This is a genomic window from Pontibacter sp. YIM B11418, from assembly GCF_059278805.1.
The window spans coordinates 183,031-208,898 of record NZ_JCAEMH010000007.1 but is presented as its reverse complement, the minus strand read 5'-3'; the positions used below and the strand labels follow the sequence as shown (position 1 = coordinate 208,898).

The following is a 25,868-nucleotide window of genomic DNA, read 5'->3' as shown; positions in this document are numbered from 1 at the left end:
CTGAATAAACCAATGTTTCAAATGTTTATCTACGAGGCCGCCCCAGTTACTGGATTTGCCGGTTGTTAATTTATTTTGGCTTTAGGGCATCTCCGTCTGTTTCGATCAACTCTCTTATAAAGCAAGAAGGCCCGCCATTGTTGGCGGGCCTTCTTTATGATGATAATTCTCAGATTACTGCTTCATCAGCTTCACCTGCTCTGTCTTACCGTTAAACTCTGTCATCAGGATGTAAATTCCTTTTGGCAGGTTGTTGTTCAGGTTCAGGAGGATGGTGTTCTCACCTTCCTCGATGTCGTAGCTTAAGTTCTGCACGGCTGAGCCATTCATGTTCACGATACGCACATTCAACTTACCTGCTCTGTCGGCATTGTATACCAATTTAGAGTCAGCGTTGATTGGGTTAGGATACACTCTTGGGCCTACTGCCAAGTTAACTCCATTAGACGATACGGCTACTACTTTGCTGTAATCAGTTGTACCATCTAGGTCCACTTGCTTCAGTCTGTAATAACGTATACCGTTGAAGTTACCTTTGTGGTTGAACTGGTAGTCCTGACGAAGAGAAGTCGTATTCACTTTGCTCTTCACTTTGCCTACCGCCTTAAACTCACCTTTCAGGTCTTCTGTCATCTGAACTTCGAAGTAGTCGTTGTCTAATTCAGAAGCCGTTGCCCATGTCAGTTTCACTTCATTGCTCTGCTTTGTAGCGTTAAAGGCGATGAGTTCTACTGGGAGTGGGGTCACTGCATCGCCATTTAGGGTTATGTTCGCAGTCGTTGGATAAACTGATGCATTATGCCTTAATGTGGTAGTGTATGTGCTGCTCTCGATTGGAGCGAATTGCACGTACATAGGCGTTTCAGCTACATTTCCTGTTACTACGTCTATTGCTAGATCAATCCCTTTTATAAAGCTTTCTTCTAAGCCTGTTGGTGATAGCGCAAACGGCATTGTAGGATTTGTAAGTGAAATTGATAGTAAAGTTTCTCCTACAGCTAGGTTCTCTGCACTTACGGTGTACATCTGGGTAGCTGTCTCATTCGGCTTTGCAACTAAGTTAATCGTGGAGACAGGTTGACCGTTTCTCACCAGACGAATAACTGGTTGATTGATAAACAACTTAGAATCGCTTATTTCATAACCGCCGGTTGAAGTAATGGCAACCTGATTTGTCGTTGCACCTCTAGGCACAAACATTTCTAGTGCATTTTCACCATCTTCGAAAAAGCGTGTTACTCGTGGAGAATTTGCTTCGGTTCCTATTCTGATGGTTCCAACTTCTGTCAGTTTGTAGCCTCTAATAATTACTTTCTCCAAAAGACGAGCTGCGTTGTCAGCATCGATAATGGTATTGGTAGTAGCTTTTTGAAAGCTTACAATCATTGGCGTTGTTACTTCAAACGCACTTGCTGATGTTACACTACCAGCGATATTCTCTACTTTGATAACACCTGAGATGGCGTTTGCTGGGATAGTTACTTCCAGCCAGGTACCCCATACATCATCGAACTTAGTAATCTCTCCAGCAATTGTCAACTTATCTGATTCATTGTTCGGAATAGAGAATGCTGGATTGTGGGTCTTGAAGAATACTTGGGCTTTACCTAATGTATTACCTGCAACCATCACATCCCATAGGTTCGTACCGTATATTTTAACTGTTGTACCTACCGCTCCATTTACAGCCTCAATGCTCGTAATTGTCGGTGCATTCACTACTCTGAAGTTAGTTGTGCTTGTTACAGTAGTGCCAACTCCATTAACACCTTTGTTGTAAGGTGTTGTTACTGCAATCGGACCAGCTACTGCGCCTGTTGGAACAGTTACAGTGATTTGTGTACCGTCGCCATTTACTGTAAATCCAGTTGCCTCTCTCTCATCGCCACTTGCAGCAGTTCCTAAGAACTCAACTTTGGTTGCTTGATCGAAGTTTGTGCCATGGATAACAAATGAAGTGAAAGTAGGAGTACCTGCTGTACCTGAACTTGCAACAAATGGATTAGTTTCTCTGATGGTTGGCGCGCCGATAATAGTTACTGTGCTTTCCATTCTTACACCGCTACCGCTACGGATAGTTACCGCTCCACTTGTCGCATCCTGTGGAACATTTACTACAAGTTGGGTTTCAGTTGCACCCTCCTCAACTACAGCATTCACTTGGCTTCCGCTGAAACGTACAGTTGGCGTTGCAGATGCTACACGAGTCCCATTATAGTATCCCATGAAGTTAGCACCTGTGATGGTCACCTGTGAACCTTCTACACCTGCATATACCCTGTTAGGAGTAATTGACGAAATGCTCGGCTTAATCACGGTGAGGTTGTTCCTTGCTTCGCTACTTCCTGTCTTGGTTCTCACAATCAAGTTTCCAATTCCAGTGTTTCCAGCATCTTCAGTGAAAGGAGCAACGAAAGTAATTGTGCCTGGAACTGTTCCATCAAGGGAGCTTTCGACTCTTGACTTAATAGCAACATTTACTCCTTTAAATGTTAAACCAAGAATATCGATGAAGTTGTTACCTGTAATCGTTACTGTCTGGTAAGCATAAGCAGAAGTTGTTACAACTCCAGCTACTTCTAGCTTGGTAATCACTGGCAACAGAATAGTAAAGTCTTCGCTGTAGCCTATACCACTAGGAGACTCTACGCTGATAGAACCTGAAGTTGCACCAACTGGCACTGCTACAGTAATGCTCGTATTGGTTGGAGTTCCAACAATCGTAGCCAGTGTACCATTGAAGCGAACAATCGGTGTAGCATCACTCTTTACAGTTTCTTCTTCTTCATTATAATAGGTCATGAAGTCAGTACCTGTGATGGTTACTGTTGTCTGCTCTGCATAGCCTTCATTAACTGATATATTTTCGATAACTGGCTCTATTACGGTGTAGTTCTCTGAACTATTACCCACACCAGCAGGAGTAGTTAAGGCAATCAATCCCTTGCCAGCATCCTTAGGCGCTCTAACGGTAATTGATTCTATGCCATTCTCTATTTGGATTCTAACCCCTGTAGTATCAGCAGGCTTACCATTGAAAGTTACCCTAGTCATGTTAGTGAAGTAGTTACCAGAGATGGTTACCAGTTCATTCGCATAACTTGACTCGCGTGATACTGAAGAGATAACCGGAATAGGCACAATGAAGTCCTCTGGGCTAATACCAGTTCCTGCTATCGAAGTCACCCGGATTTTGCCTGTTACAGCAGCGTAAGGTACGGTAGTTGTAATCTGTGTTCCTTCAGCATTTACTGTGAAATCATCAGTTGTCAGTACTATATCATCTCCTGTTGCTGCTGTTCCCAAGAAAGTAACTGTAGTCACATCTGCCAAGTTAGTACCTATGATCGTTACAGGAGTACCTGCAATACCGCTTCCGTCTTTCTCTACTGATGTAATGGTCGGAGCAGGTATAACGGTGAAGATGTCTTCCTCTGTATTATACACCTCGGTTCCATTAACCAGCAATGCCAGAGGGCCCGTGGTAGCCCCTGTTGGAACAGCAACTGTGAATGACTTAGCTGTTCTTCCTTCAGTAATTGGTGTGGCAGGAGTGCCGTTAAAATCAATAGTTGTCACTTGATTCAGCAACCATCCATTGATAGTGATTACCTGGCCTACTACTCCTTCTGTGGGATTAAAGCTAGCAACTTCTGGTGATGTTACGATTACATACTTGTCACTGCTTTCTTCACTGTTACCAGCAGCGTTTGTCACCATCAGTTTGCCTGTAACAGCACCATTAGGCACAGTTACTGTTAACTGATGTGTTTCGCCTTCTGTTACTTTACCAATAATAGTAGCAGTCTGCTCATCTCCCTCAGCGCTACCAATGAAAGTCACCTCCAAGTTCCCGTAGAAGTTTGCACCTGTGATCGTAACCGTTTCGCCAGCTACACCTCTTAGCGGCGATACTGTGGCGATGGCTGGAAGCTCAATAACCTTAAACTCTGTTTTGCTTGTTCCGGGACCTACACCGTTTGTAACTTCGATCAGGCTTGTTACAGCATTCACTGGCACAACAGCTGTTAGTTTATCATCAGAAATAACTTCGAAAGACTCAGCTTCTAAAGCACCAAACTTAACTGAAGTTGCTCCTGTGAAGTTATAACCTTCAATAGTCACTTCATCTCTTACAACACCTTCTGCAGGGTTGAAGGCTGTGATTACTGGTATCAGGATAACTTCGTACTTGTCAGTAGTTGTAGCTGTACCAGCAGGGTTTGTCAGACTAAGCAAACCTGTAGTCGTACCTGCAGGAACTGCGATGACCAATTCGTCATCTTTAGCATTCGGTGCTTCTAGTTCTACGGTCTGTACAACTCCTCCTTCACTGCCAAGGAACGTTACTTCAGACACATATTTCAGGTATTGACCTTTAATAGTGATTTCACGCCCTAGTGGTCCCTCTTTTGGAGTAAAAGTGATGGCTGAAGGCTGATAAATAACTTCCAATTCATCTTCCGAAGCTGCTTCACCGCCTTTAGTTTTCACGGTGATCTTGCCAGTCGCCATACTTGCTACCAGCGGGAACGTAATTGCTGTTCCTGCTCCGTTTACTTGGAACCCATTCGGGTTTGAAGTTTCATCGTAGACCGTGATTGTTGTGCTACCGAAAACTACCTGTTCTGTTGTTTGGAAGTTATCACCTGTAATGGTTACAACATCTACAGTGCCTTCGCTCCGCACGACGCCATAAACAGAATCTCCACTTACAGTAGCAACACTTGCGATAATTGGTGTAGGTACGAAGTTGAACACCTGCACGCTTTCATCTTGCTTGTTAGTACCAGGCGCGATAATAGTAATAACACCTGTTTCAGCACCCTCTGGTACAGTCACAATTAATTCATCATCTTTTGTTGCTGGCGTAATAATACCTGGCACACCTGCATCACCGTCACCTGTGAACAAGACAGCAGATACACTCGACAGGTTCGTACCAAAAAGTTTAATTTGTAAGCCTGGGCCAGCTGTAGTAGGCGTGAACTGGAATTTTCCATTGCCCTCATCAAACTCTGCGAACTGCGGAGCAGGTACGTCAAAGTCCTTCTCACTTTCAACATTACCTGCAGGAGCGACTAACTTGATTTTACCCGTGCTAGCGCCAAGTGGCACCTTTACAGTTATGATATTGTCATCAACTATAATAAGATTTTCTGCACTTACACTAACTCCGTTAAACTGCACATCACTTACCGCCAGGAAGTATCTACCGTAGATAGTTATCTCATCACCTGCGCTTCCATTATTGGGGAAGAACTCGTACGCAACGCTCGGCTCGCCTTGCTCCTGCGCTATTATCTCTGGACCTAATACATTGAAAGGTGTTGCACTCGGTGCGGATGAACCTGCTGGACTTACCAGGGTGATTGAGCCCGACGTAGCAGCCAAAGGCACTGTTACTGTAATGCTTGTATTTTCAGTTTCTGCTTCGAATTTAATCGTTTTAGAGTCTGCTGCTATGCCATTGAACAGGACTTGGTTTACACCGATCAGGTTATTGCCGTATATAGTAATCGTCTCGCCTGGCCCTGCTTCGGCTGGTTCGAATGCTAATGTAGCATCCAGTGAGGGAGCAGGTACCATAAACTCATCTGCGCTAACGGCATATCCATATGAATTTACAACAGTAATCTTAGCTGTCTTCACACCATAAGGCACCGCAACTTTCAACTCACCTTCTGTTTGGTCAAACGGCGTTGCTACTATATCCCCGAAATATACCTGCGTTGCCTCTGTTAGGTGTTTGCCTGCTATGGTAATAATGTCTTTCGGTAAGCCCTCCGTAAGCGTAAAACTCGTAATCTCCGGCTCCTGCGATACTGTGATCGCATCCAGGAACACATATGCGTTGGACACTTCCTCAAGCTGGAATCTTATATTCGTTGCGTTGTTCGGCAGGTATAGGCTGTCGCGTAGCTCACTAGTTGTAACTACTACTGAATTCCCTGCAGTGTATGTTGTTCCGTTGCCGCCAAGCAAGTAACTAACTCTTACCTTCGCGTTATAGGGTGCGCGAGTAGTAGTAGCTGCTAGGCTATAGCTTATTTTATAGCCTGTTAAGCTTAAACTGTTCTCATCCTGCAGCTTCACATCAACATACGAATCTGTATACCTGAGTTGGGCCGAGCCACCAGTGGTACTTGGTGCTATGTTACCGCCATCTGCTACCAGTCTGTTAGGTGTTACATTACCGCCCTGGGTAGAACCGAACCAGGGGCCATGATATGTTATTGTAGTATTGGTAGTCGGTATCTGCGCCACCACCGTCGTGACCAAACCAAGCATAATCACGCATTGCAGGAGCAGGATACGTATAAGCCGGCTTAATGTGGGATTGTAGAGTTGTGCCATAGCTAAAAGTTAAGGGTTACTAATTTTATTGTGCTGTTTTAATGAAAAGTTAATTGCCACAAAATAAGATAATTTATCTTTCATTTCAGCAATTAATTAGACTCTTTTTTTGTCCGATTTTAATATTCACCTATCAATATGCCTTTATTGATTTGTAATGGCCTTTTTTATATATAGGCCTATTCAAGGGCGCTCGTACACTTTTTGTTATAGCCATAAACATCATATGAATAAAGCGTGTTCATATATTGTTCTTAGGATATTGTATTGTAAAAGTATATATATAAAATTCTTATTATTACAACTCTGACTTTAATCCAACCTACTCCAGGTAATTATTGCACAATTCTATAAACATTTTGGTTTATGTATATAAAGAAGCATTTCTTGATCCCACTTTTACAGCTAATGCAACGACATCCTATTTGCTTTCTATTATATTTTACAGGACGTCATTGACTAGGTTTAACCTTTTTAAGAGGCAGGCTCTTTTGCCCATGATTCTCTTGTTCTTAACACCTTTCTCTACACAGCCAATTCTTATATTGATTTTCATCTTCCGTACACGTTGTGATGGCCTTGCTCTGTTGTTAGCTGTCAAATAACTTGAAAATGCCCTTCTCCATAAAGCAAAAAGGGCAGCTGCAATAAATGCAACTGCCCTTTTAAAAAGCTAGTTTTATCTTATCCTTAGCGCTTCATCAGTTTAAAGGTATGCTTCGTGTTATTGTCAAGCACATGGAGCACATACATACCCTTGGTTGTGATGCTGTGCATATCTACTGTAATGGAGTTGCCAGAGGTTTCCTCGGTGCGCTGCTGCAACACTTTACCCATCGCATCCATCAATACTACCTGTACATTGCGAGCCTCCGTACCTTTGAGTGTCACGATAACTGCATCATCAAATGGATTCGGGTATGCCGAAGCTGTGCCATTCCCTGCGTCCAAAGCAACTGCTCTGATTGGCGAATAAGAAGTTGTACCATCAAAGTCAATTTGCTTCAGGCGGTAGTAACGAGTACCAGACACTGCCTTTGTATCCAGGAAGTTGTAGTCCTGACGCAGGGCAGTGGTTCCTACTTTACTTTCCACAAAGCCTATTGCCTTAAAATCTCTACCGTTGCTTGATACCTGCACTTCGAAGCCTTTGTTGTCAAGTTCTGAAGCAGTTGACCAAGTTAGGTTCACACCTCTAGTTTGTGCTTGCGCTTTGAAGAACATGAGCTCTACGGGGAGGGGAACAATTGCAAGATTTGTAATGCGGAAAATATTTCTATCATCCCCTTCTAATTGCGTATAACAAGCTAGATATTCAGCTTTAATTTTAATATCTACCCTCATACCATCAATATTTCCAGGCATTGATTCGATTGTGAACTCCCGCATATTGGACCCCGAAAAAGGTATCCAATTATTAGAGTTAGTTTCTTGCTTATACCATTCATAAGATTCTATCTCACTATCTGGTATGTTGCTTAATACTATTTTAAAAGTGGCTCTACTACCACTCACCATGACATCTTGCTCTGCAATTTGCCCAGTAGGTGCTAATGGTGCTCCCATTGAAGAAGCCGTTATGTTAACTTTTGGGCCTTCACACAATGCACTTGCTATGCTTACTTGATAAGTATCTGTAGAATTTGCATTAACATAAACCGGATAAGTTGAACCCTGCCATATAGGAGTTTCTTCCCCATTTCTATACCATCTATATGTATAACCTTCACTAGCACCAGATGCTGTTAAAATAACTTCCCCTGCTCCACACCTGCTAACATTAGTAACAGTTGGTGCAGCAGATGTTCGTGTTCTATTCAAAACTAACCCGACTCTTTCACTTACACAGGTCTCATTGTTAGGGTTAACTATTTCAACATATATTGCATTTGATTGATTAACTTTTTGAGTATATGTATTTCCTGTCTGACCAGCAATTGGATTCCCTCCACTGGCTACTGTATACCATCTATATTCTTGATTTCCAACAGCCCCATTAGCCGTGAAGGTGATGTTGCTACCTTGATTCATTTCACAAGTGCCATTAGAAATTAAAGTTGGAGTAGTAGGTCGTCCGACTGTAGCAACTATGGGAATTCGAGGGCTTTCACATAAAGTTGTATTGTTGATTCTAGTAACGTAAAATGTAGTTGTTTCTCTTAATGCTTGAATGGTATAAGTTCCGCTGGTTATAACACTACCATTTGAAGCAGTAATAGGAGTACCGCCTTCGTCTTGGATATACCATCTGTAACTTTCATTACTAGTAGCTCCTAAAGCTGTAAGCGTTAAAGTGGCAGGAGAATTACAGCTACCGACATTTAAAACAGTTGGTGGTAAAGTACAAGCTGATATTATTAAGCTATTAATATAGAGCTCTGAATTATTAAAATTATTTGATATAGATAATTTTAAATACTGGTCTCCTATTGTAGAAGGAACAGTAAATGTAGTCATGTATTGTTGGTAATCACCTGTAACATTAACTATAATAGAGCTCCCAATAACAGTCCCTGTTCCTCCAGGGGTTGAAGATCTTACTAAAGAAATTGTACCCGAACTACTTACGGCTCTTGCCTGCAACAATACTGTATAGGTTTTACCAGCTGTAAGCTCAAACTTTTTATCTTTTATACGCAACTCACCCGAATAGCCGAAATTACCTCCATTACCATTTACAGCATTGATTTCCCATTGGTTATTATTTAAGTTGAAGCTACCCTTAGATACACCATACTGCTCAAGCCCAGTCATTGGTATCACTTGCCCCATATTCTCCCCACTCACCAGCAGGAAAAAGCTTAGCAACACTAACATAAAAATTTTGCTTGCCGCAGCTGTTCCCGTAGCGTTGGCAGTTGGCCGCTGGATGAGGGCGGCGGTTGGATTGTAGATGTGTTTCATAATGAACAAAAAATTAGAAGATTCAGGTTGATTGGTGGCTTGACCAGAGCCTAGGTATGGGCATAGCAATCCCGCTTATGCTTTTTACAGCATTTTTTAGAACTCTATCTTTAGAGGACTAACCAAACAGGTATACTTTAACTAGCTACAAGCCAATATGCCACATATCGCCTCATAGGAGCACCTTTTACCTATTAAAATATTGGGGAGAATTATTTTGCCCTTTAGCTAAATTAGTCTAAATGATTATTAATATAAAGCAATATTAATTATAGGACAGGGAATTTCAATACAATTATTGTTATTTTTTTTATCGGATTTTTACAAATTGCACTGAAATCTGACAGTTTCATCAGTCTACTTAAGTCTAAAACTATCTTTACATAATGCTTTATGCCATATATAAATATTCAAATATTTAATTATCAGCTCTTTCTACGCACTGCATAAGGCCGGTCTAAATTGCACTGAATATTCAATAAATTAGTGTCTAAATCCAACGCCACAAGGTTGCCGTAAGCGGCGTTTTTGTAGTAGACACAGCCTGCATCGAGGTTGACTCGAGCACTTTGGTGTGTAACACTTTTCTTGATGGCATGGAGGGCAGTGGGGGTATGGCCGTGCAGCAGTCTCTTGTTATCCAGCCGATTCCAATCGACGTCATAGTTTCTGATGTTGAGCATAGCTTCCTTGTCTCTGAACAAATCATCCTGATGAAAATCGAAGCCGGCATGCACCAAGTAGTAGTCGGGCAGTTCAAGGTAGTAGGGAAGGGAGTCTATGAAATGGGCGTAGGTAGTGGGGAGTTTCCTGAAGTCGTGCATTCCGAAATTTTGGAGCACCATTTCTTTCTCTAGCTCTGAAAGGTTTAGTGCTGACTCCCCTTTGGAGGCCGCTTTGAGTAGCATCTGGTCGTGGTTGCCACGCAGGCAGTGTACCTGGTAGTGCTGCTTCTGGAGGTGCATGATAAAATCGAGTACACCTTTGCTGTCAGGGCCCTTGTTTACGTAATCGCCAAGCAGGTATAGCTCGTCCGTCTTTTTGAGCTGCAGTCGCTCGAGCACAAGCGCTTTAAAAGTGCGGGCGCAGCCGTGTATGTCACTGATCGCGTATCGGGCCATAGCGGGGTGCGTCTGGTCTGAATCGGTTTGAATTGGCTAAAAAAATAGCACCTGAGTTAAGAGCAGGTGCTATTTTTTTAGCTGTTTTCTGATTAGTTATACTTGTTATTGTCTAAGCCGGGCTTGTCGTGGTTGCGGTTTGGGTTGTTTACGCGCACGTTGGCTCCTGTTTCATCCGCATCATCCACGGTATACTTCTCTTCCAGTTCCTCGTGCTCAGATCTGGTGCTGTTCGGATCCACCGGCTTGCCGCCGGCAGCTTTGTCCTGACCCTTTCCTGTTGGGTTTCCTGAATTTTCCCCTCCAGGCTGGGTATGCTTATATGATGGCATAATGTGTCCTCCTTGTTTTAAGTTAAAAATTAAAAGGGAAGCTGCTTCGTTCTATACCTGAGAGCAGCTATACCTTGTGTAAAGTTCAGCGCTGTCGATCAGGTCCCACGCCCTTCGTCTTCGGTACGCATGTTGTCGGGTGGTGGTGTGCCGTCGTCAGCAAAATCATTGACGCCGGTGGCTGACGGTCCTTCGGAAGCTGTATCGCTACCGAAGCCCTCTTTACCATCGCGGTTACCGAAGCCGCCGCGCTGGTGTTCGTTCTTGGGCGGATCTGCGCCCGGAATAATATGCCCTGCACGGAATTCCTGATCTGTGGTGTCATCTTCAATCACGCGCACCGGCCTGTTTTTGGCGGCTTCGCTGTGATTCGCTTCGCCAGCGTGTTTATCGTTTTCCTTGTTTTCCATAGTTGTGTCTTTATCGCGCTTCACTTAAGTGCTATACCTGTTTTTACTCCATTTCGGCCGCTATGGTTTAATTTGCTTAGCTGCCCACCTGTTCGCCGCCATTCACGTGGATCACCTGGCCGGTTATATAAGAGCCATCCTCCGAAGCCAGCAGCACATAGGCCGGCGCTACTTCCGATGGCTGTCCAGGGCGCCCTAGCGGAACATTCTGACCGAACTCCTTCACTTTCTTCTTGTCAAAAGAGGCAGGTATGAGCGGCGTCCAGATCGGGCCGGGCGCTACCGCGTTCACGCGTATTTTCTTTTCGGCCAGGTTGGCTGAAAGCGAGCGGGTAAAGGCTGTGATAGCTCCTTTGGTAGAGGCGTAATCCATGAGGTGGTCGCTGCCGCGGTAGGAGGTAACGGAAGTGGAGTTGATGATGGCGCCGCCTTCTTTCATATGCTCCAGCGCCGCCTTGGTCATGTAGAACATTGAGAAGATATTCGTCTGGAATGTGCGCTGCAACTGATCCTTCGAAATGTCTTTCAAATCGGTTTGCTCGTGTTGCTCGGCCGCGTTGTTTACGAGTATGTCTAGCCCTCCAAGTTCCTTTACAGCTTGTTTCACAGCATTTCTGCAAAAGGTTTCATCCCCAATATCACCCGAAATGATCACTCCTTTGCGCCCTTCTTTCTCGATAAGTTGAAGCGTGTCTTTGGCATCCTTGTCTTCGTTCAGGTATATGATAGCCACATCAGCTCCTTCTCGGGCAAAATGCACAGCCACTGCACGGCCTATACCACTGTCGCCGCCTGTAATCAGCGCTTTTTTGCCTTTCAGTTTATCGCTGCCTTTGTAGTTTTCGCGTATGTACTCGGGCTGCGGCGTCATCTTGTGCTCTTTGCCCGGTTGCACTTCCTGTTCCTGAGCGGGTACTTCTTTTGGTTTGTTTGCCATAGTTTTCATAGTTTTAGTGTGATTGCAGTCCATACCTATACGCCTGCAATTTTAGCCTAGTTACTGCAACCCGATATCCTGCGTTGTAGCCGGCCGTTTATACCTTAAATATGTCACCAGATTATGTGGAGAGAAACAGACAATAAACTTACCCGCAGCTTCCAGTTCAAAGACTTCAGGACGGCGATGGCTTTTATGAATAAAGTGGCCGATGTGGCCGAGGAGCTTAACCATCACCCGTGGTGGAGCAATGTATACAACAAAGTAGAGATCGAGCTGACCACCCACGACGCCGGCAACACCGTGACAGACAAAGACCTGGAGCTGGCCCGCCGCATCGATGTGCTTTATGACAACTTGATGGTATAATTCGTCAGAAGCAGTAATAACTTGTAAGCTGGCAAAGCAGTCAGCGGTGTACAATCGACAATTAAGTAATACCTTTGCTGCATGCAGGAACCTGAAAAAACCAATCTATACCTGGTGCCGACACCCATCGGTAACCTGGAGGATATTACACTGCGGGCCATTCGCATCCTGAAGGAAGTGGACGTGATTCTGGCCGAGGACACCCGTACCAGCGGCAAGCTGCTGCAGCACCTGGGTATAGAGAAGCGCATGCACAGCCACCACCTGCACAACGAACACAAAGCCAGCGCCCACCTAGCCGAGCGTATGAAAGCGGGCGAAGTAATGGCACTCATTTCGGATGCCGGCACGCCCGGAATTTCTGACCCAGGCTTCCTGCTGGTGCGTGAGTGCCTGAAGGCTGGTCTTAAGGTAGAATGCCTGCCGGGCGCAACTGCCTTTTTGCCTGCTTTGGTCAAATCTGGCTTCAGCACCGACCGTTTTACATTTGAGGGATTTCTGCCTTTGAAAAAGGGACGCCAGACACGCTTGATCAGTTTAGCAACAGAGGAGCGCACCATGATTTTCTATGAGTCTCCGCACCGACTACTTAAAACGCTCTCTCAATTCAAAGAGTACTTCGGAGGCGAACGCATGGCTTCTGTTTCACGTGAAATATCGAAGATGTTTGAAGAGACCATCAACGGTACTTTAGACGAACTGATCGAAATCTTTACAACCAAGGCCATTAAAGGGGAATTTGTGCTGGTAGTCTCCGGGGCGGGAGTGAAATAGGAACACGGCTAACACAACGAAAAGGTATACCTGTGTTAGATGCGCAGCGAATTATGGGAACAGAATAGCCAGACTATTGGGCTTGGGCTTTTTAATAGATTAAAAATTTTGACAAAATCGTGACACATGATAAGGTTGTCGCGGTATTAATATAACCATGAAGCTATACCTTAAAAAGCTTTCACTCATATTTACCTTGCTCTTCGCCACTCTGCAGGCGCAGGCGCAGTTTGAGGGCAGCCAACTTTCGCCGGAGGCCAAAATCAGCCTGATCACCTGCTCGCCGGGCGATGAACTCTATGCCATCTTCGGACACAGTGCCGTGCGCGTCAACGACCCCGCCTCAGGTATGGACATCGTGTTCAACTACGGCACCTTCGACTTCAACGAGCCAGGCTTTTACATCAAGTTCATCCGGGGCAAGCTCAACTACAAGCTCTCCATCGCCTACTTCCAGGATTTCGCCTACAGCTATACCCTGGACAATCGCTCCATCTATGAGCAGGAGATGAACTTCACGGAAGCGCAGAAGCAACAGTACTGGCAATTCCTCACAAACAACTACCTGCCTCAGAACCGCTTCTACCTCTACGACTTCTTCTTCGACAACTGCGCCACCCGCATCCGGGATGGTATAGAAGCCACGTTCCCCGAGCAAGTGGCCTTTAACATCGCGCACTTAGATCAGGACATGAGTTTCCGCAACCTGATCGACCTATACCTGCCGCCGCAGCCCTGGTCTGATTTCGGAATAGACCTGGCCCTGGGTGCACCGATCGACCAGAAAGCCACGCCTTACGAATACATGTTCCTGCCCGATTACCTGTCGGAGGGATTCGGCAGCGCCACGATTCAACAAAACGGGCAGCAGGTGCCTTTGGTAGGCGAGCCAACCGTTATTTTCCAGAACAGCCCCCCGCCTGCCTCAACTGGCGGCCCGTTTAATCCGGTGGTGGTGTGGTGGCTATTTTTTTGTCTTGTAGTGGCCATTACCGCACTCGACTACAAGCGCCGCAAGCGCAGCCGCACGTTTGACATGTTCTTTTTCCTGATCACGGGTCTGCTGGGCGTACTGCTGTTTCTGCTTTGGTTTGCTACTGATCATCAGGCGGCTGCCAATAACTTTAATCTGCTCTGGGCACTGCCTACCCACGTTATAGCCGCGGCCTTCCTGGCCAGGCCTGTGCTGCCGGGCTGGTTGCAGAAATACATGCTGGTAACGGCTGCGCTGGCTTTCATCACGCTACTGTTGTGGTGGGCGTGGCCGCAGCAACTGCATACCGCTGTTTTCCCGATTGCCTTAGCCCTCTTGGTAAGAGCCGCGTATACGGTTTGGGCTGCCAGACAGCCAATGGTTATCAGCAACACGAACACTAAAATAAAAGAGCGGATATGAACTTGCAGCAACTTTGCCAGAATGCCAATATCATCGTCAAAAGAGTAGGCGCATTTATCAAGCACGAAGCAACGACCTTCGACAGGGGCAAGGTAGAATTGAAAGGCTTTAATAACCTGGTATCGTACGTAGACAAGGAGGCCGAGAAGCAACTGGTAGAGGCGCTGCGTAATTTGTTGCCCGAGGCAGGCTTTATTACAGAAGAGGGAACCGACAACACCCGCGGCGAGCGCTTCAACTGGGTCATCGACCCGCTGGATGGCACCACTAACTTTACCCATGGCTTGCCGCTTTACTCTGTGAGCGTAGCGCTGATGGACGCCGACGAGGTGGTGCTGGGCATCGTGTACGAGATTAACAAAGACGAATGCTTCTATGCGACAAAGGGCAACGGCGCGTTCTTAAACGACAATCCCATTAAGGTATCGCCTGTGGAAAAGTTGAAGGATTCGCTCATCGCCACAGGCTTTCCTTATTATGAGTTCGGTCTCACGCAGCAGTACCTGCAGGTGCTAGGTGCATTCATGGGTAAGTCGCATGGCGTGCGCCGACTCGGCTCAGCTGCCCTGGACCTGGCCTATGTGGCGGTTGGTCGTTTTGAGGGTTTCTTTGAATTTAACCTGAATGCCTGGGACGTGGCAGGAGGCGCCATTATTGTGCAGGAGGCTGGCGGCCATGTCTCAAAGTTCACAGCTGGCGGTGACTATGTTTTTGACCGGGAGATTGTGGCCAGTAACGGCAACATCCACCAGGAGATGCTCGATACGATTGCCGAGCACTGGAAAGAGCCACTTCCCTAAACTTTTTGTAAATTTGTGTAGTTGATAAGAGCATATGGTACAGAACATCATCATCTTCCTGATATTCGCGGTAGCAATAGCCTACATGGTCCGGGTGATTTACCGCAGCGTCATGCCTAACAAGAATGCCGGATGCGCCAAAGGCTGCGGTGGCTGCTCCGCCATCGACCTTAGTAAAATCCAGAAGGAGCTCGAGAAGAAAGCGGTATAGCTATACCTTGAAACAGGCCTGACGAAAGAACTTCCGGCAAAGGACTGTCTGACTACTCCTTTCTAAAAAGCTAACCAGGTATAGCATCTATACCTGAAATCACCCTGGTCACAATGCCTGAACTATCCCTGGGTGAATTCGGTTATACCTTCGCGCAAATCCTCAACGCCTTAGGTATAAGCTTTGTCAGTTCCGTGGCGCTATACCTGATAGTTTGTTCTGGCTTACTTTAACTCCTACGCCTCCAGTACCTGAGGCTATTAATAATTCCAGCCCCTTTTTCGTATCCATTGCCTGAATTTGCGTATAGGTTTATACCTAACCTGAATATCCCTTAAAACTATACGCTATGCAAGATAAAGTAGAAGAAAGAAGCCTCATTAATGTACTCAACCGCCTTCGCAAGGACGGCTATACCTACGACTTTAAAGTGTCTGGAGAGGGCAAACTGTGCACCATGGAGGACAAGCAGACCTTCGGGCCGGATGAGGTGCGCATTGTAGACTTTTACCGATTCGAGGGTGAGAGCGACCCGGATGATATGTCGATACTATATGCCGTGGAAACCAGCAACGGCCTGCACGGCACGATCTCTAACTCGTACGGACCTTATGCCGATGCGAAGGTCGATGACTTCCTGAAACAGGTGGAGGACCTTGGCAAAAACCTTGACAAAAAAGACAAATAAAACAGAAAGGGCCGATTAGTCGGCCCTTTCTGTTTTATACCTGTATTGGCTATACCTCATTGTCTGTCATTCCACGACCATCCTTCATTTGGTTCTGCATTTGTTCCAGATGCTCGCTCAGCTTCTCGCCGCCTTTTATACCAAAGTCCAGTGTGCGGATCGGGAACGGAATCATGATGTTGTTCGCGTCGAAAGCCTTTTTGATCTTGATAATGGCATCGCTCTTAGCTGATACAAAATCTACCTGCCGCGAATAAGTAATCCAGAAGCGGGCCTTGAAATTAATAGAGCTGTCCCCGAAGGCATCGTACATCACTTCTATATCACGGTTCTTTACACGGTTCTTCACATCTTGCAAGGCTTCTATTGCCACCTGCTGCACGTGCTCCAAATCCTCTCCGTACGACACGCCCACATCCAAATCAATGCGCCGTGTGCCGCCGTTCGAATAGTTGGTTACCGGATTTTCAAACACCATCTTGTTGGGCAGTTTCACCAGTTCGCCGGAGGGCTGCCGAATATCTAACGTGCGGAGCGATACTCGTTCAATAACCCCGAAATAGTCGTTGGTTTCTATCATGTCGCCCACGCCAAAAGGCTTCTGCACAGCGATGATGATACCGGAGATAAAGTTGGCGGCAATGTCTTGAAAGGCAAAACCTAAAGCCAGACCGATGATACCGACACCGGCCAGCAAGGAGATGACCACCTTGTCGAGTTGTAGCACGCTGAGTACAAAGAAAAAGCCGACCGCCAGCAAGGAAATGTAGAGGATATTGGAAATCAGGTTGTTGAGAGCCGCGCTGTGCGATATACGTCCTATCACTTTGTCTAGTCCGTTGCGGATAAACCGGGCAACCACAAATGTGATGATTATGAGTATGATCGCTACCGCAATATTGGGCAGCATCAAAATTAAATGCTCACCCCAATTATCCAGCTTGCCCAGCAAAAGGTCGATAGCCTTGTTAATATCGTTCATATAGTATCTGATAGTTGCACATCACCTTCAGGTATAGCCTAAGCCCATACCCGCGTGCCTTCGGTGCAGTTGCGGCACATTTCTATCTCTTCCCGTGATTGTAACAACGATTTGCGGAATTGGTTATACCCCGGGCTGCGCCATACCTGCCGGAAGCTTTGCTCTTTCACGTCCCCCATTCGGTACTCGGCATCTTTGTCGAAACAGCAGGGCACTACCAAGCCGTCCCAAGTGATCACACAGGAGTGCCACATCTTCCAGCACTGGTTCAGTAATTTGTTCTTAATGGAAAAACTGCCGTTGCCATTGTTTTTATACCTGGAATAGTAGTCGATGGTAGGTATAAGCGGCGAGCCCTGCTCGTAATCATAAATCTGTGCTGTTTTGAACACCACTTCGTCCACGCCCAGCTCGTCGGCCAGCGCCTGCACTTCCGAAATCTGATGCTCGTTGGGCTTTACCACCAGAAACTGAAACATAATGTGTGGCGTGCGCGACTTCAGCTCTTTTTTCCACTTCACGACCTGTCGTGTGCCCTCCAGCACCTTATCCAATTTGCCACCCACCCGGTAGGCCGCGTAGGTCTCCTGCGTGGTGCCGTCAATCGATACGATCAGGCGGTCCAGGCCCGACTCTACGGTCTTGCGTGCGGTATCGCTATCAAGGAAGTGGGCGTTGGTGGAAGTAGCGGTATAGATGCCGCGGTCTGATGCGTACTTCACCAACTCCAGGAAACTCTTATGTAGGTATGGCTCGCCCTGAAAGTAGAAGATCAGGTATAGCAGGTGCTTGTGCAGCTGATCGATGGTCTCTTTGAACAGATCATTCTGCAGCATACCAGTGGGTCTGGTGAAGGAGCGGAGGCCGCTGGGGCACTCGGGGCAGCGCAGGTTGCAGGAAGTAGTCGGTTCAAATGAAATGCTGATCGGGTCGCCCCAGTGCACCGCTTTCCGCGACATACGTGCATACCAATAGCTGCCCGCCACCTGCAGGGCATTGTACATGCGCAACGGCGTTAGTTTCGACAGGAAGTTAAGCTTGTCAGTGAGGTAGAGCTTCATGTACAGGTATGCAAAAGAAAGGGCAGCCCACAAAGGCTGCCCTCTAAATTATGCTATCTGGCGCTAACGGCCAAAATTACGTGTTGTTTAGTAACGGAAAAGCGCTTTTACGCTGCCACCATCTTCACTCACCTCGGCCAAACCGTTGTAGCTGCTCACGTATACCTTACCGCCTTGCGCCAGCGTCTTGATGGCCGCAAGGTTAATCAGGTCGTCATCGCCGCGCTGGTAGTCTTTGTGCACTTCGGCCGCAGCACTCTTGGCATCGTAGCGTCCCCATACCGGGTTACTTGGCGTAATAAACAGCGTGTCAACACGACCATGCACCGCTTCAGCGGCTACCGTGGCAATGTCTTCGGACGTTACGCCTGTGCCTGCCACGTTCTCGTAGCGGCTCAGCGAGTCGGTATGGCTCTGCTGCATCAGCGGCTTCATCACCTCCAGCGCCTTCTCATGTATGGTCTGCGGGCTCATACCTGCGGCGCTCTCGTTCAGGTTGATGTGCTGCGGCACGATATGCTTGTACTTACTGAACTTGCGGTACAGGGCGCAGTAGTGGTCCACGCCGGCCAGCACGAGTGGCTCGGTGGCGTTGTGCAGAATCTCCTGCAGGCTGTTGTCTATCTCGTGGATGAACTCAATTACCTCGTCGTGCTCTTCGTCGCCTTTGCTGGCTCCCGCTCCATGCACAATGTTGGAGCCGTTTACGGTTGTGGTCGAGTTATGGAAATCCTGGTCCTTACCTTTCAGCGTGAACTTGAGCGCCTCGTTCATGCTCTCCGGCGCAAAAGCACTGATGTCTATCTGCCGGATACGTTCAATAGTGGCTTCGTAAAAACCGATACGCTCGCGGTAAAGCGACAAGATAAAGAAACGGCCGTTCTGGCTCAGGAGGGGCAACATGGGTGTGAAGTAGAACTGGTCGAGCACGTATACCACGTCTGGCATGGTGGTCGGCAAGGTATAGTGTGCCGAGAAACCTTTGGTCAGAAACACGGCCAGCCCTTCGGCTTGGTGGCGCCAGAATCCGGTGTCGTCCAGTAGTCCTTCGGCAGGCTGCAGGTAGGCGTTAATTTCTGCCTCTGGCACATCGTGTCTGGCCAGCAGGGCGCGCGCTTCTTTCAGTTTGTTTTTAAAAAGTGTCTGATTCTGACCATTCAGGGTTTCATGGCCGGCGCGGTGAGTAGGTATGTAAATAGAGATGCAAAGTGCGCCCTTCGTGTTGCTCTGCACATTAAGCAGTTTCTCAATGTCACTTTTGTTAATTAAAGCCATATTTTCTAGCGGTTAAATGAATAAGGATATCTCAAACAATCAATTTCTTTTGATTGCCCCGTTGCGTAGAGGGGTTAGGCTTTAATTACGCACCAAACAAATGCACGGTTATTTATGCATCAGTAAAGAAGGGATCAGCATCCAAAAACAAAACCGCCTGTCACGTTAACGCGACAGGCGGCTCTTGAAAAAGTATAAGGTATAGCTGCCTACCTGCGGGAGGCGCGGTTGCTCATCACATGCTGCAGAATTTCCTTTTCTACTTCCCTGTCTATGGGACGGCGGGGTTTTGTGCTCAGGATGGTGCCATTTTCGTCTATCAGGAAGTAAGCCGGCACGTCTTTGAGGCCATACCTTCGGGCCAGTTCATGGCCCTGTCCCTTCAGGTATAGCTGCACGCCGCCAAAGCCTCTCGACTGCACCACATTGCGCCAGGCCTGTTCGTTTTCATCTACTCCTATATTTATGAGCACCACGTCGTGGGGCTGTAGTTTTCGGGCCAGTTCCTGCGCATGCGGTTGTTCTACCATGCACAGGCCACAGTCCGTGCGCCAGAAACTCAGGTATACAATCTTGCCTTTAAAATCGCTGAGCGAGACCAGTTCCCCGTTTATATCCTTCAGGCTGAAGTCAGGAGCGGCACTGCCTGTACCCAGGCCCGGGTGGCTCTCGTACTGGCGCAGCAAGTTGGTGTGCACGGCGGCTATACCTTCGTTCTGGTTGAAATCCTGCAGCATGGCAGGCAGGTGCAGCACGTTGCCCTGCTGCAGCGACAGGCGTATGAGGTAGGCTTGCGCCATCACGCGCGCCTGCCCCTGCAAGGTATAGCTCACCTCATCGTAGGCCTTTTTATAATAGTGTATGTCGCTCGTTTCCAGCTTGGCTTGCTGCCCTATAAACCGGATGTAGTTGCGCAGGAAAGCCGGAAAGCTGATGGCCTCCAGACTGACAGGTTGCTTCATTTCCAGGTCATCCAGGAAATCGAAGTAGGTGGCAGAGGGACTAAGCTGCATTGGCAGTCGCATCAGCTCGCGCATGTCAAAAAAGGTGAGGCGATCGTTGGCGTAGCTATATTCGATCTCAGCCAGTATCATTTGCCGGAAATGTTCGCTCACCGGCTTGGCTTCTATCTTTTTTTCGAAGATGGCCAGCTGGTCCTCCTTGCGGAATTCCAGAAACTGTAGAAACGCCTGTTCTGAAAGCCGCACATTGTCAGGCAGGGTCTGGTAATCTTCCTCCTCGTCGAAGCGATAGGTATGCAAGGCCAGGTAGTTGTTTTCGTTGGCGCCCTGTCCGCTGTATTTTAGCGTCTTGAGCATTTTGCCAGCTGCAAACGAGACCTGCAGTTCAAAGCCCGGCTCCAGGTATAGCGGCACTGATTCGTCGCCGTACACCAGCTCTACTGTCATAGGTTTGCTAACGGGCAGCTCAAACCTGAAACGGCCCTTGTCCACCTCGGCAAATGTGCGCTGTTCTTCCGGAAATAATAAAGAGGGGAGGGAGGCGATGAAGATGTCATCCTGCAGGCCTTTTTGAACTTTTCCCGTAATGGTAACGGTACTTTGAGCCAACAGGCAATGCGTTGCCAGCATGCATGCCAGCAATAGGGTAAGCGTCCGTTTCATAGGTACAGCGGGTAGGGGTGTCTTATAAAATCTAATTTTGGTTGAGTTAGCCGCAAATCCGATTTCCCTGTCCAGGAAATTGAAGATCACAGCTAACGCACTCAACATTAATTATATAGAATATAATTCCAAATCCCAACGCTGCCCTAAAAGTTATACGAAAGATAGAAATCCTTCCTGCTTAAAGCACAATTCTAACCAAACAGGGAGGCAAACACTTCCTCCAATCGTCCAAAAGCGTGCACGTTAATCGAAAACTTGCTTAGGTCCACGCCTTTCTTGTTGTACTTGGAGATGTAGATGTCCCGGAAGCCCAGCTTTTCGGCTTCGGTAATACGGTTTTCGATACGGTTTACAGCCCGCACCTCGCCGCCAAGGCCTACTTCCGCTGCAAAACACGAGGTGCTGGGTATGGCAATGTCCTCGAAAGAAGAGAGGATGGAGGCGCACACGGCCAGGTCAAGCGCCGGGTCTTCCACCTTCAGGCCGCCAGCTATGTTCAGAAACACGTCCTGTGCACCGAGTCTATACCCGCCGCGCTTCTCCAGCACAGCCAGCAGCATGTTCAGACGCTTGCCATCGAAACCGGTGCTGGTGCGCTGTGGCGTACCGTAAGTGGCAGGCGTTACCAGGCTTTGCACCTCGATCAGCAATGGTCGATTGCCCTCTAATGTAGCGCCAATAGCTATACCACTGAATGCATCCTCACGCTGCGAGATCAGTATCTCAGATGGGTTGCTCACTTCTCGCAGGCCTGTGCCCAGCATTTCGTAAATGCCCAGTTCAGAAGTAGAGCCAAAACGATTCTTGGAGGTGCGCAGGATACGGTAGGTCATGTGGCGGTCGCCCTCGAAGGTCAGTACCGTGTCCACCATGTGCTCCAGTATCTTAGGCCCGGCCAGGTTGCCTTCTTTGGTGATGTGGCCGATCAGGAAAACGGGCGTACCGCTTTCTTTGGCGAACTTCAGCAACTCCGCTGTACATTCGCGCACCTGGCTCACGCTACCGGCCCCGGCCTCTATGAAGGATGAGTGCAGCGTTTGGATGGAGTCGATGATGAGTACCTGCGGGCGCAACTGCTCTATTTGCTTGAAGATGTTCTGGGTGCCGGTTTCGGTCAGGATGAAGCAGTCGGAGGTCTGGGCATTGAGGCGCTCAGCCCGCATTTTGATTTGGTGCTCACTTTCCTCGCCGCTCACATACAGCACCCGCAGCCCCGTCAGGCTCAGGGCAATCTGCAGCATCAGCGTGGACTTGCCTATACCTGGCTCGCCGCCTATCAGCACCATGGAGCCCGGCACAATGCCGCCGCCCAACACCCGGTTCAGCTCCTGGTCTACGGTCTGGATGCGCTGTTGCTCCTGGTAGTTGATGTCGGCAATGGGTTTAGGCTTGTTGGCCACCTGCGCCGAACTGCTGGTATTGCCTACTTTCCATACGCTGGTAGGGGTGAGCTCTTCGCGCTGCACCACTTCCTCCACGTAGGTGTTCCACTCGCCGCAGGCAGGGCATTTGCCAATCCACTTGGCTGACTGCGCCCCGCAGTTCTGGCAGAAATAAGAAGTTTTGATTTTAGCCATTCAGCTTTATACCTATGCAGCCCTTTTGAATCCGGGCTGACGTGTTCTTAAATTGATTAAAAATGAGTGCTATACCTGTTCTGGTTTTACCGCTTCCTCTACCGGCACCTGCTTAAAGTATACCCTGAAGGTGGTACCTTGTCCCAATTCGCTTTCCAGCTCTATGCGGCCGCCATTGTTTTCAATAATCCGCTTCACAATGTACAGCCCTATACCTGTGCCTTCTACGTGATTGTGCAGGCGCTTAAACATGTTAAAGAGCTTTTGCTCCTGTCCTTTTTTGATGCCGAGCCCGTTGTCCTGCACGCGCAGCACCACATAATCATCTTCCATATAGGTGCTGATTTGCACCTCCGGGGTCAGGTCCGGCTTGCGGTACTTGAGCGCATTCGACACCAGGTTGTAGATGATGCTTCGCAGGTTCTTGCGGGCATACAGCAGATTCTTCACTTGGAAATCTACCTGCACATTCGCATTCGACTCCTTTGCGAGACTGTCAATATCCAGCATCACATCCTGCAATATGTGCTCAAACTCCAGCGGCTCCACTTTGGCGTGCAACCCTTTCTGCACTTTGGTGATCTCTGCCAGGTCGGCAATAGTCCGTTTCAGCTTGTCAATCGCATCGGCCAGCATGTCGAGCAACTGCTTGTCTTCGCCTTCCAGTTTGCCCTCCAGGATGTCGCGCAGCAGGTTGGACAGGCCCTCCATATTGGCAATCGGAGACTTCAGATCGTGCGAGGCGGTGTAGACGAAGTTGTCGAGGTCGTTGTTGGTGCGCAGCAGCTCCATGTTTTTCAGGCTGAGCTCCTCGTTGGTAGACACGAGTTTGGTGCGAGCCTTTACCAATTCTGTTACCTCCACCGCGAAAATGAGCACTGCCTCCGGTTTGCCCTTCGCATCCATGAGCGGCTGTATCACGATGTTGAAATAACCTTGCGTCAGGCTGCCGTTGTTGTGGTTATCCACCATAAGGGACACCTCCTTGCCTACATAAGGGGAGCCGGTTCCAAATACCTTCTTTATCTCCTCCAATACACCCCGGTACTCCAGTTCGGGATGGGCCTCGCGCAGCGTTTTGCCTACCAGCAGGCGGTTACCGAACAGCTTACGGTAAAGCGGGTTGGCCAACAGGTACTGCTGGTCCGAGGCGCGCACGAGCCCTACCAAGGCCGGCACCTCGAGGAAAAGCTTCTGCAGCAGCTCGGCATTCTGCTTCACTTTGCGGTCCGCCTCTTTTATATCCGTAATATCGATGGCCGAACTGATATGCCCCAGGAAGTCTCCATTGGTACCGACGCGCGGCGTGCAGGTCACCACCATCCAGCGGTACTGCCCATCATGACGACGCATGCGCACCTCTACACTGAAATCGCTTTCTGAGGCAAGGGCGCTGTTATACTGCTCATCAAAGCCCGGCATGTCCTGCGGATGGATGATCTGCTGCCAGCCGAAGTTGATGCTGTCTTCGAAGTTCTGCCCGCTAAAGTCAAGCCACTGCTTGTTCACATACACGCTCTGCTTCCAGATGTCGAGGATGGTGATGATCACGGGGGCGTTGTCGGCCATGGTACGGAAGCGGGCCTCACTCTCAATAATAGCTTGCTGAGCTCGCTTCTCTTCTGTAATGTCCTGCACCTCAATGATAGCGTAGGCGTCGCGGCTGCCATCCTTGATCGGGTGTACAGCGCAGGATACATCGAAAAAGCTGCCGTCTTTACGCACGAATACTTCTTCGTATACCTCTTTTGTCTCTACTCCATTATGCAGCGCATTGCGCAGCGGGCACTCTGCTGCCGGGTATGGCGTGCCGTCCGGCCTGGTGTGGTGCACCATCTTGTGCAGCGACTTGTTCTGCATCTCCGAGAACTCAAAGCCGGTCATTTCTTCTGCCGCAGGGTTCATAAAGGTACAAATGCCATCTGCGTCGATGATAAACAGGGCCGCCGTGGCATTGTCGGTAATCGTCTGTTTGAGGCTGTTGGAGCGGCGCGTATTGATGAGCGACCAGATGATGAAGAACATCAGCAAACTGATGATGGTACCACCCAGCAAAATAAAGTAAGGTAGTTCAGTATCGGCGGAGCGCGCAAACGAGGGCTTGGCAGAAAAGTACACGCGCCATGTCTGATTGCCGATGCTCAGGGTACTCAGCATGTCAAGCTCCGGCTTTTTAGCAGCATGATAATGCAACACGCTGTCTGTATTGAAAAGCAGGTCTTCTTTTCCCAGGCCAGTGCCGTCGTACACTTCTATATCCAGGTCGCGATAATTACTCCCCCACACCGCCAACATCAGGTCTTCGGCCCGGAAAGGACTGTAAACGTACCCTTTGATCAGCCGCTGGCGCTCCTTGATGGATTCGGGCTCGGCATTGTCTTCATAAATGGGCAGGTAGATCAGGAAGCCGGCCTGCTCGTCCACTCCTGTTTCCTGCACCAGCCTTACCTTGCCAGACAGTGCCGGTTTGCGGGTATCACGGGCCATCTGCATGGCCGAGCGCCGTGTCGAGTCGCTGAACATGTCGTAGCCTATGGCCCGCCGGTTGCGTTTGTCGAGCGGCTCTAGGTATATGATGGAGGTATAGGTAGAACGGGGGTTGTCCGGACGGATAGTATAATCCTTGAAACCTTCCTTGCGAAAGCGGCTGATATGGGCAGGCAACTCTTCGGGTTTCACAAAATGGGTATAGCCCACGCCCTGTATGCCGGGATAGTTTTCCTCCAGCTTCAGCGTCCTGTAATATTGTGCCCAGTCTTCGCGGGTAATTGTGTCGGATGCCACGAAAAGAGCCTTCGCACCCACCAGTATCTGGGTATAGTCGCGCATGCGCAGTTCCAGTGCCTGAGTAGCCTGTACTGCCTTTAGTTCGAAGAGTTTTTCGTTTCGCTCCAGCGCCTTCTTCTTCGTCTCTGAGTAAATAAAAAGTGTTAACAGAAAAATAAGCAGAAAAGACGAGATCGCGATCAGATACTCCCGGACAAACGCTACCAGTTTGGAAAGTTTCATAAATGAAATGAACAGGCTATTCAAAAAAACACCGGCC

At 48.2% G+C, this 25,868-nt stretch carries 18 protein-coding genes; 6 read left to right on the top strand and 12 right to left on the bottom strand.

Going from position 1 to position 25,868, the window contains the following annotated elements; genetic code table 11:
* Positions 1-174: 174 nt before the first annotated feature.
* From AC4QZR_RS17675 to AC4QZR_RS17650, 6 genes are all read right to left on the bottom strand, one after another.
* On the bottom strand, positions 175-6,267 hold the full coding sequence (locus AC4QZR_RS17675; RefSeq protein ID WP_494482108.1) for an IPT/TIG domain-containing protein: 6,093 nt from the start codon (positions 6,265-6,267) through the stop codon (positions 175-177).
* Positions 6,268-7,047: 780 nt separating this feature from the next.
* Positions 7,048-9,261, bottom strand: a complete 2,214-nt coding sequence (locus tag AC4QZR_RS17670; RefSeq protein WP_494482107.1) for an Ig-like domain-containing protein — start codon at positions 9,259-9,261, stop codon at positions 7,048-7,050.
* 425 nt (positions 9,262-9,686) lie between these two features.
* Positions 9,687-10,382, bottom strand: a complete 696-nt coding sequence (locus AC4QZR_RS17665) for a metallophosphoesterase family protein (protein WP_494482106.1) — start codon at positions 10,380-10,382, stop codon at positions 9,687-9,689.
* Positions 10,383-10,474: 92 nt separating this feature from the next.
* Positions 10,475-10,714: a hypothetical protein gene (locus AC4QZR_RS17660; protein ID WP_253401562.1), complete on the bottom strand. Its 240-nt coding sequence runs from the start codon at positions 10,712-10,714 to the stop codon at positions 10,475-10,477.
* 98 nt (positions 10,715-10,812) lie between these two features.
* Positions 10,813-11,124 (bottom strand): hypothetical protein, encoded by a 312-nt coding sequence (locus AC4QZR_RS17655; RefSeq protein WP_494482105.1) that lies wholly within the window; start codon positions 11,122-11,124, stop codon positions 10,813-10,815.
* Positions 11,125-11,200: 76 nt separating this feature from the next.
* Positions 11,201-12,070, bottom strand: coding sequence for an SDR family oxidoreductase (locus tag AC4QZR_RS17650; RefSeq protein WP_494482104.1), 870 nt, complete (start codon positions 12,068-12,070; stop codon positions 11,201-11,203).
* Positions 12,071-12,184: 114 nt separating this feature from the next.
* Here AC4QZR_RS17650 and AC4QZR_RS17645 point away from each other — a divergent pair, with 114 nt between their 5' ends.
* The 6 genes from AC4QZR_RS17645 to AC4QZR_RS17620 all read left to right on the top strand — a co-directional run bounded on the left by AC4QZR_RS17645 (position 12,185) and on the right by AC4QZR_RS17620 (position 16,299).
* A complete protein-coding gene (locus AC4QZR_RS17645) occupies positions 12,185-12,430 on the top strand; it encodes a 4a-hydroxytetrahydrobiopterin dehydratase (RefSeq protein ID WP_494482103.1) in 246 nt (81 codons plus the stop codon).
* Between the two features lie 81 nt (positions 12,431-12,511).
* Complete coding sequence (rsmI, locus tag AC4QZR_RS17640; protein WP_494482102.1) at positions 12,512-13,204, top strand: 16S rRNA (cytidine(1402)-2'-O)-methyltransferase; 693 nt, start codon at positions 12,512-12,514, stop codon at positions 13,202-13,204.
* Positions 13,205-13,361: 157 nt separating this feature from the next.
* Positions 13,362-14,600 (top strand): Lnb N-terminal periplasmic domain-containing protein, encoded by a 1,239-nt coding sequence (locus AC4QZR_RS17635; protein WP_494482101.1) that lies wholly within the window; start codon positions 13,362-13,364, stop codon positions 14,598-14,600.
* On the top strand, positions 14,597-15,400 hold the full coding sequence (locus tag AC4QZR_RS17630) for an inositol monophosphatase family protein (RefSeq protein ID WP_494482100.1): 804 nt from the start codon (positions 14,597-14,599) through the stop codon (positions 15,398-15,400). The genes AC4QZR_RS17635 and AC4QZR_RS17630 overlap by 4 nt, the downstream gene beginning before the upstream one ends.
* A gap of 34 nt (positions 15,401-15,434) precedes the next feature.
* Positions 15,435-15,611 carry a FeoB-associated Cys-rich membrane protein gene (locus AC4QZR_RS17625; protein WP_253401548.1) on the top strand — a complete coding sequence of 59 codons (177 nt, stop codon included), beginning with the start codon at positions 15,435-15,437 and terminating at the stop codon, positions 15,609-15,611.
* Positions 15,612-15,960: 349 nt separating this feature from the next.
* Positions 15,961-16,299 (top strand): hypothetical protein, encoded by a 339-nt coding sequence (locus AC4QZR_RS17620; RefSeq protein ID WP_253401546.1) that lies wholly within the window; start codon positions 15,961-15,963, stop codon positions 16,297-16,299.
* Positions 16,300-16,348: 49 nt separating this feature from the next.
* Here AC4QZR_RS17620 and AC4QZR_RS17615 read toward each other — a convergent pair whose 3' ends face one another.
* The 6 genes from AC4QZR_RS17615 to AC4QZR_RS17590 all read right to left on the bottom strand — a co-directional run bounded on the left by AC4QZR_RS17615 (position 16,349) and on the right by AC4QZR_RS17590 (position 25,831).
* Positions 16,349-17,281 (bottom strand): mechanosensitive ion channel family protein, encoded by a 933-nt coding sequence (locus AC4QZR_RS17615; protein ID WP_494482099.1) that lies wholly within the window; start codon positions 17,279-17,281, stop codon positions 16,349-16,351.
* A gap of 38 nt (positions 17,282-17,319) precedes the next feature.
* Entirely contained in the window at positions 17,320-18,342 is a 1,023-nt protein-coding gene (locus AC4QZR_RS17610; RefSeq protein WP_494482098.1) for an SPASM domain-containing protein, read from the bottom strand.
* 87 nt (positions 18,343-18,429) lie between these two features.
* Complete coding sequence (locus tag AC4QZR_RS17605) at positions 18,430-19,617, bottom strand: baeRF7 domain-containing protein (protein WP_494482097.1); 1,188 nt, start codon at positions 19,615-19,617, stop codon at positions 18,430-18,432.
* 209 nt (positions 19,618-19,826) lie between these two features.
* Positions 19,827-21,242, bottom strand: coding sequence for a redoxin domain-containing protein (locus AC4QZR_RS17600; RefSeq protein ID WP_494482096.1), 1,416 nt, complete (start codon positions 21,240-21,242; stop codon positions 19,827-19,829).
* A gap of 194 nt (positions 21,243-21,436) precedes the next feature.
* Entirely contained in the window at positions 21,437-22,822 is a 1,386-nt protein-coding gene (gene radA, locus AC4QZR_RS17595; RefSeq protein WP_076668344.1) for a DNA repair protein RadA, read from the bottom strand.
* Positions 22,823-22,891: 69 nt separating this feature from the next.
* Entirely contained in the window at positions 22,892-25,831 is a 2,940-nt protein-coding gene (locus AC4QZR_RS17590; protein WP_494482095.1) for a CHASE domain-containing protein, read from the bottom strand.
* Between the last annotated feature and the right edge of the window lie 37 nt (positions 25,832-25,868).

What these genes read in the sequence shown, in the direction of transcription:
- AC4QZR_RS17670 (WP_494482107.1), bottom strand. Translation starts at nt 9,261, where the DNA reads ATGAAACACATCTACAATCCAACCGCCGCCCTCATCCAGCGGCCAACT.
- AC4QZR_RS17665 (WP_494482106.1), bottom strand. Translation starts at nt 10,382, where the DNA reads ATGGCCCGATACGCGATCAGTGACATACACGGCTGCGCCCGCACTTTT.
- AC4QZR_RS17660 (WP_253401562.1), bottom strand. Translation starts at nt 10,714, where the DNA reads ATGCCATCATATAAGCATACCCAGCCTGGAGGGGAAAATTCAGGAAAC.
- AC4QZR_RS17655 (WP_494482105.1), bottom strand. Translation starts at nt 11,124, where the DNA reads ATGGAAAACAAGGAAAACGATAAACACGCTGGCGAAGCGAATCACAGC.
- AC4QZR_RS17650 (WP_494482104.1), bottom strand. Translation starts at nt 12,070, where the DNA reads ATGAAAACTATGGCAAACAAACCAAAAGAAGTACCCGCTCAGGAACAG.
- AC4QZR_RS17645 (WP_494482103.1), top strand. Translation starts at nt 12,185, where the DNA reads ATGTGGAGAGAAACAGACAATAAACTTACCCGCAGCTTCCAGTTCAAA.
- rsmI (WP_494482102.1), top strand. Translation starts at nt 12,512, where the DNA reads ATGCAGGAACCTGAAAAAACCAATCTATACCTGGTGCCGACACCCATC.
- AC4QZR_RS17635 (WP_494482101.1), top strand. Translation starts at nt 13,362, where the DNA reads ATGAAGCTATACCTTAAAAAGCTTTCACTCATATTTACCTTGCTCTTC.
- AC4QZR_RS17630 (WP_494482100.1), top strand. Translation starts at nt 14,597, where the DNA reads ATGAACTTGCAGCAACTTTGCCAGAATGCCAATATCATCGTCAAAAGA.
- AC4QZR_RS17625 (WP_253401548.1), top strand. Translation starts at nt 15,435, where the DNA reads ATGGTACAGAACATCATCATCTTCCTGATATTCGCGGTAGCAATAGCC.
- AC4QZR_RS17620 (WP_253401546.1), top strand. Translation starts at nt 15,961, where the DNA reads ATGCAAGATAAAGTAGAAGAAAGAAGCCTCATTAATGTACTCAACCGC.
- AC4QZR_RS17615 (WP_494482099.1), bottom strand. Translation starts at nt 17,281, where the DNA reads ATGAACGATATTAACAAGGCTATCGACCTTTTGCTGGGCAAGCTGGAT.
- AC4QZR_RS17610 (WP_494482098.1), bottom strand. Translation starts at nt 18,342, where the DNA reads ATGAAGCTCTACCTCACTGACAAGCTTAACTTCCTGTCGAAACTAACG.
- AC4QZR_RS17605 (WP_494482097.1), bottom strand. Translation starts at nt 19,617, where the DNA reads ATGGCTTTAATTAACAAAAGTGACATTGAGAAACTGCTTAATGTGCAG.
- AC4QZR_RS17600 (WP_494482096.1), bottom strand. Translation starts at nt 21,242, where the DNA reads ATGAAACGGACGCTTACCCTATTGCTGGCATGCATGCTGGCAACGCAT.
- radA (WP_076668344.1), bottom strand. Translation starts at nt 22,822, where the DNA reads ATGGCTAAAATCAAAACTTCTTATTTCTGCCAGAACTGCGGGGCGCAG.
- AC4QZR_RS17590 (WP_494482095.1), bottom strand. Translation starts at nt 25,831, where the DNA reads ATGAAACTTTCCAAACTGGTAGCGTTTGTCCGGGAGTATCTGATCGCG.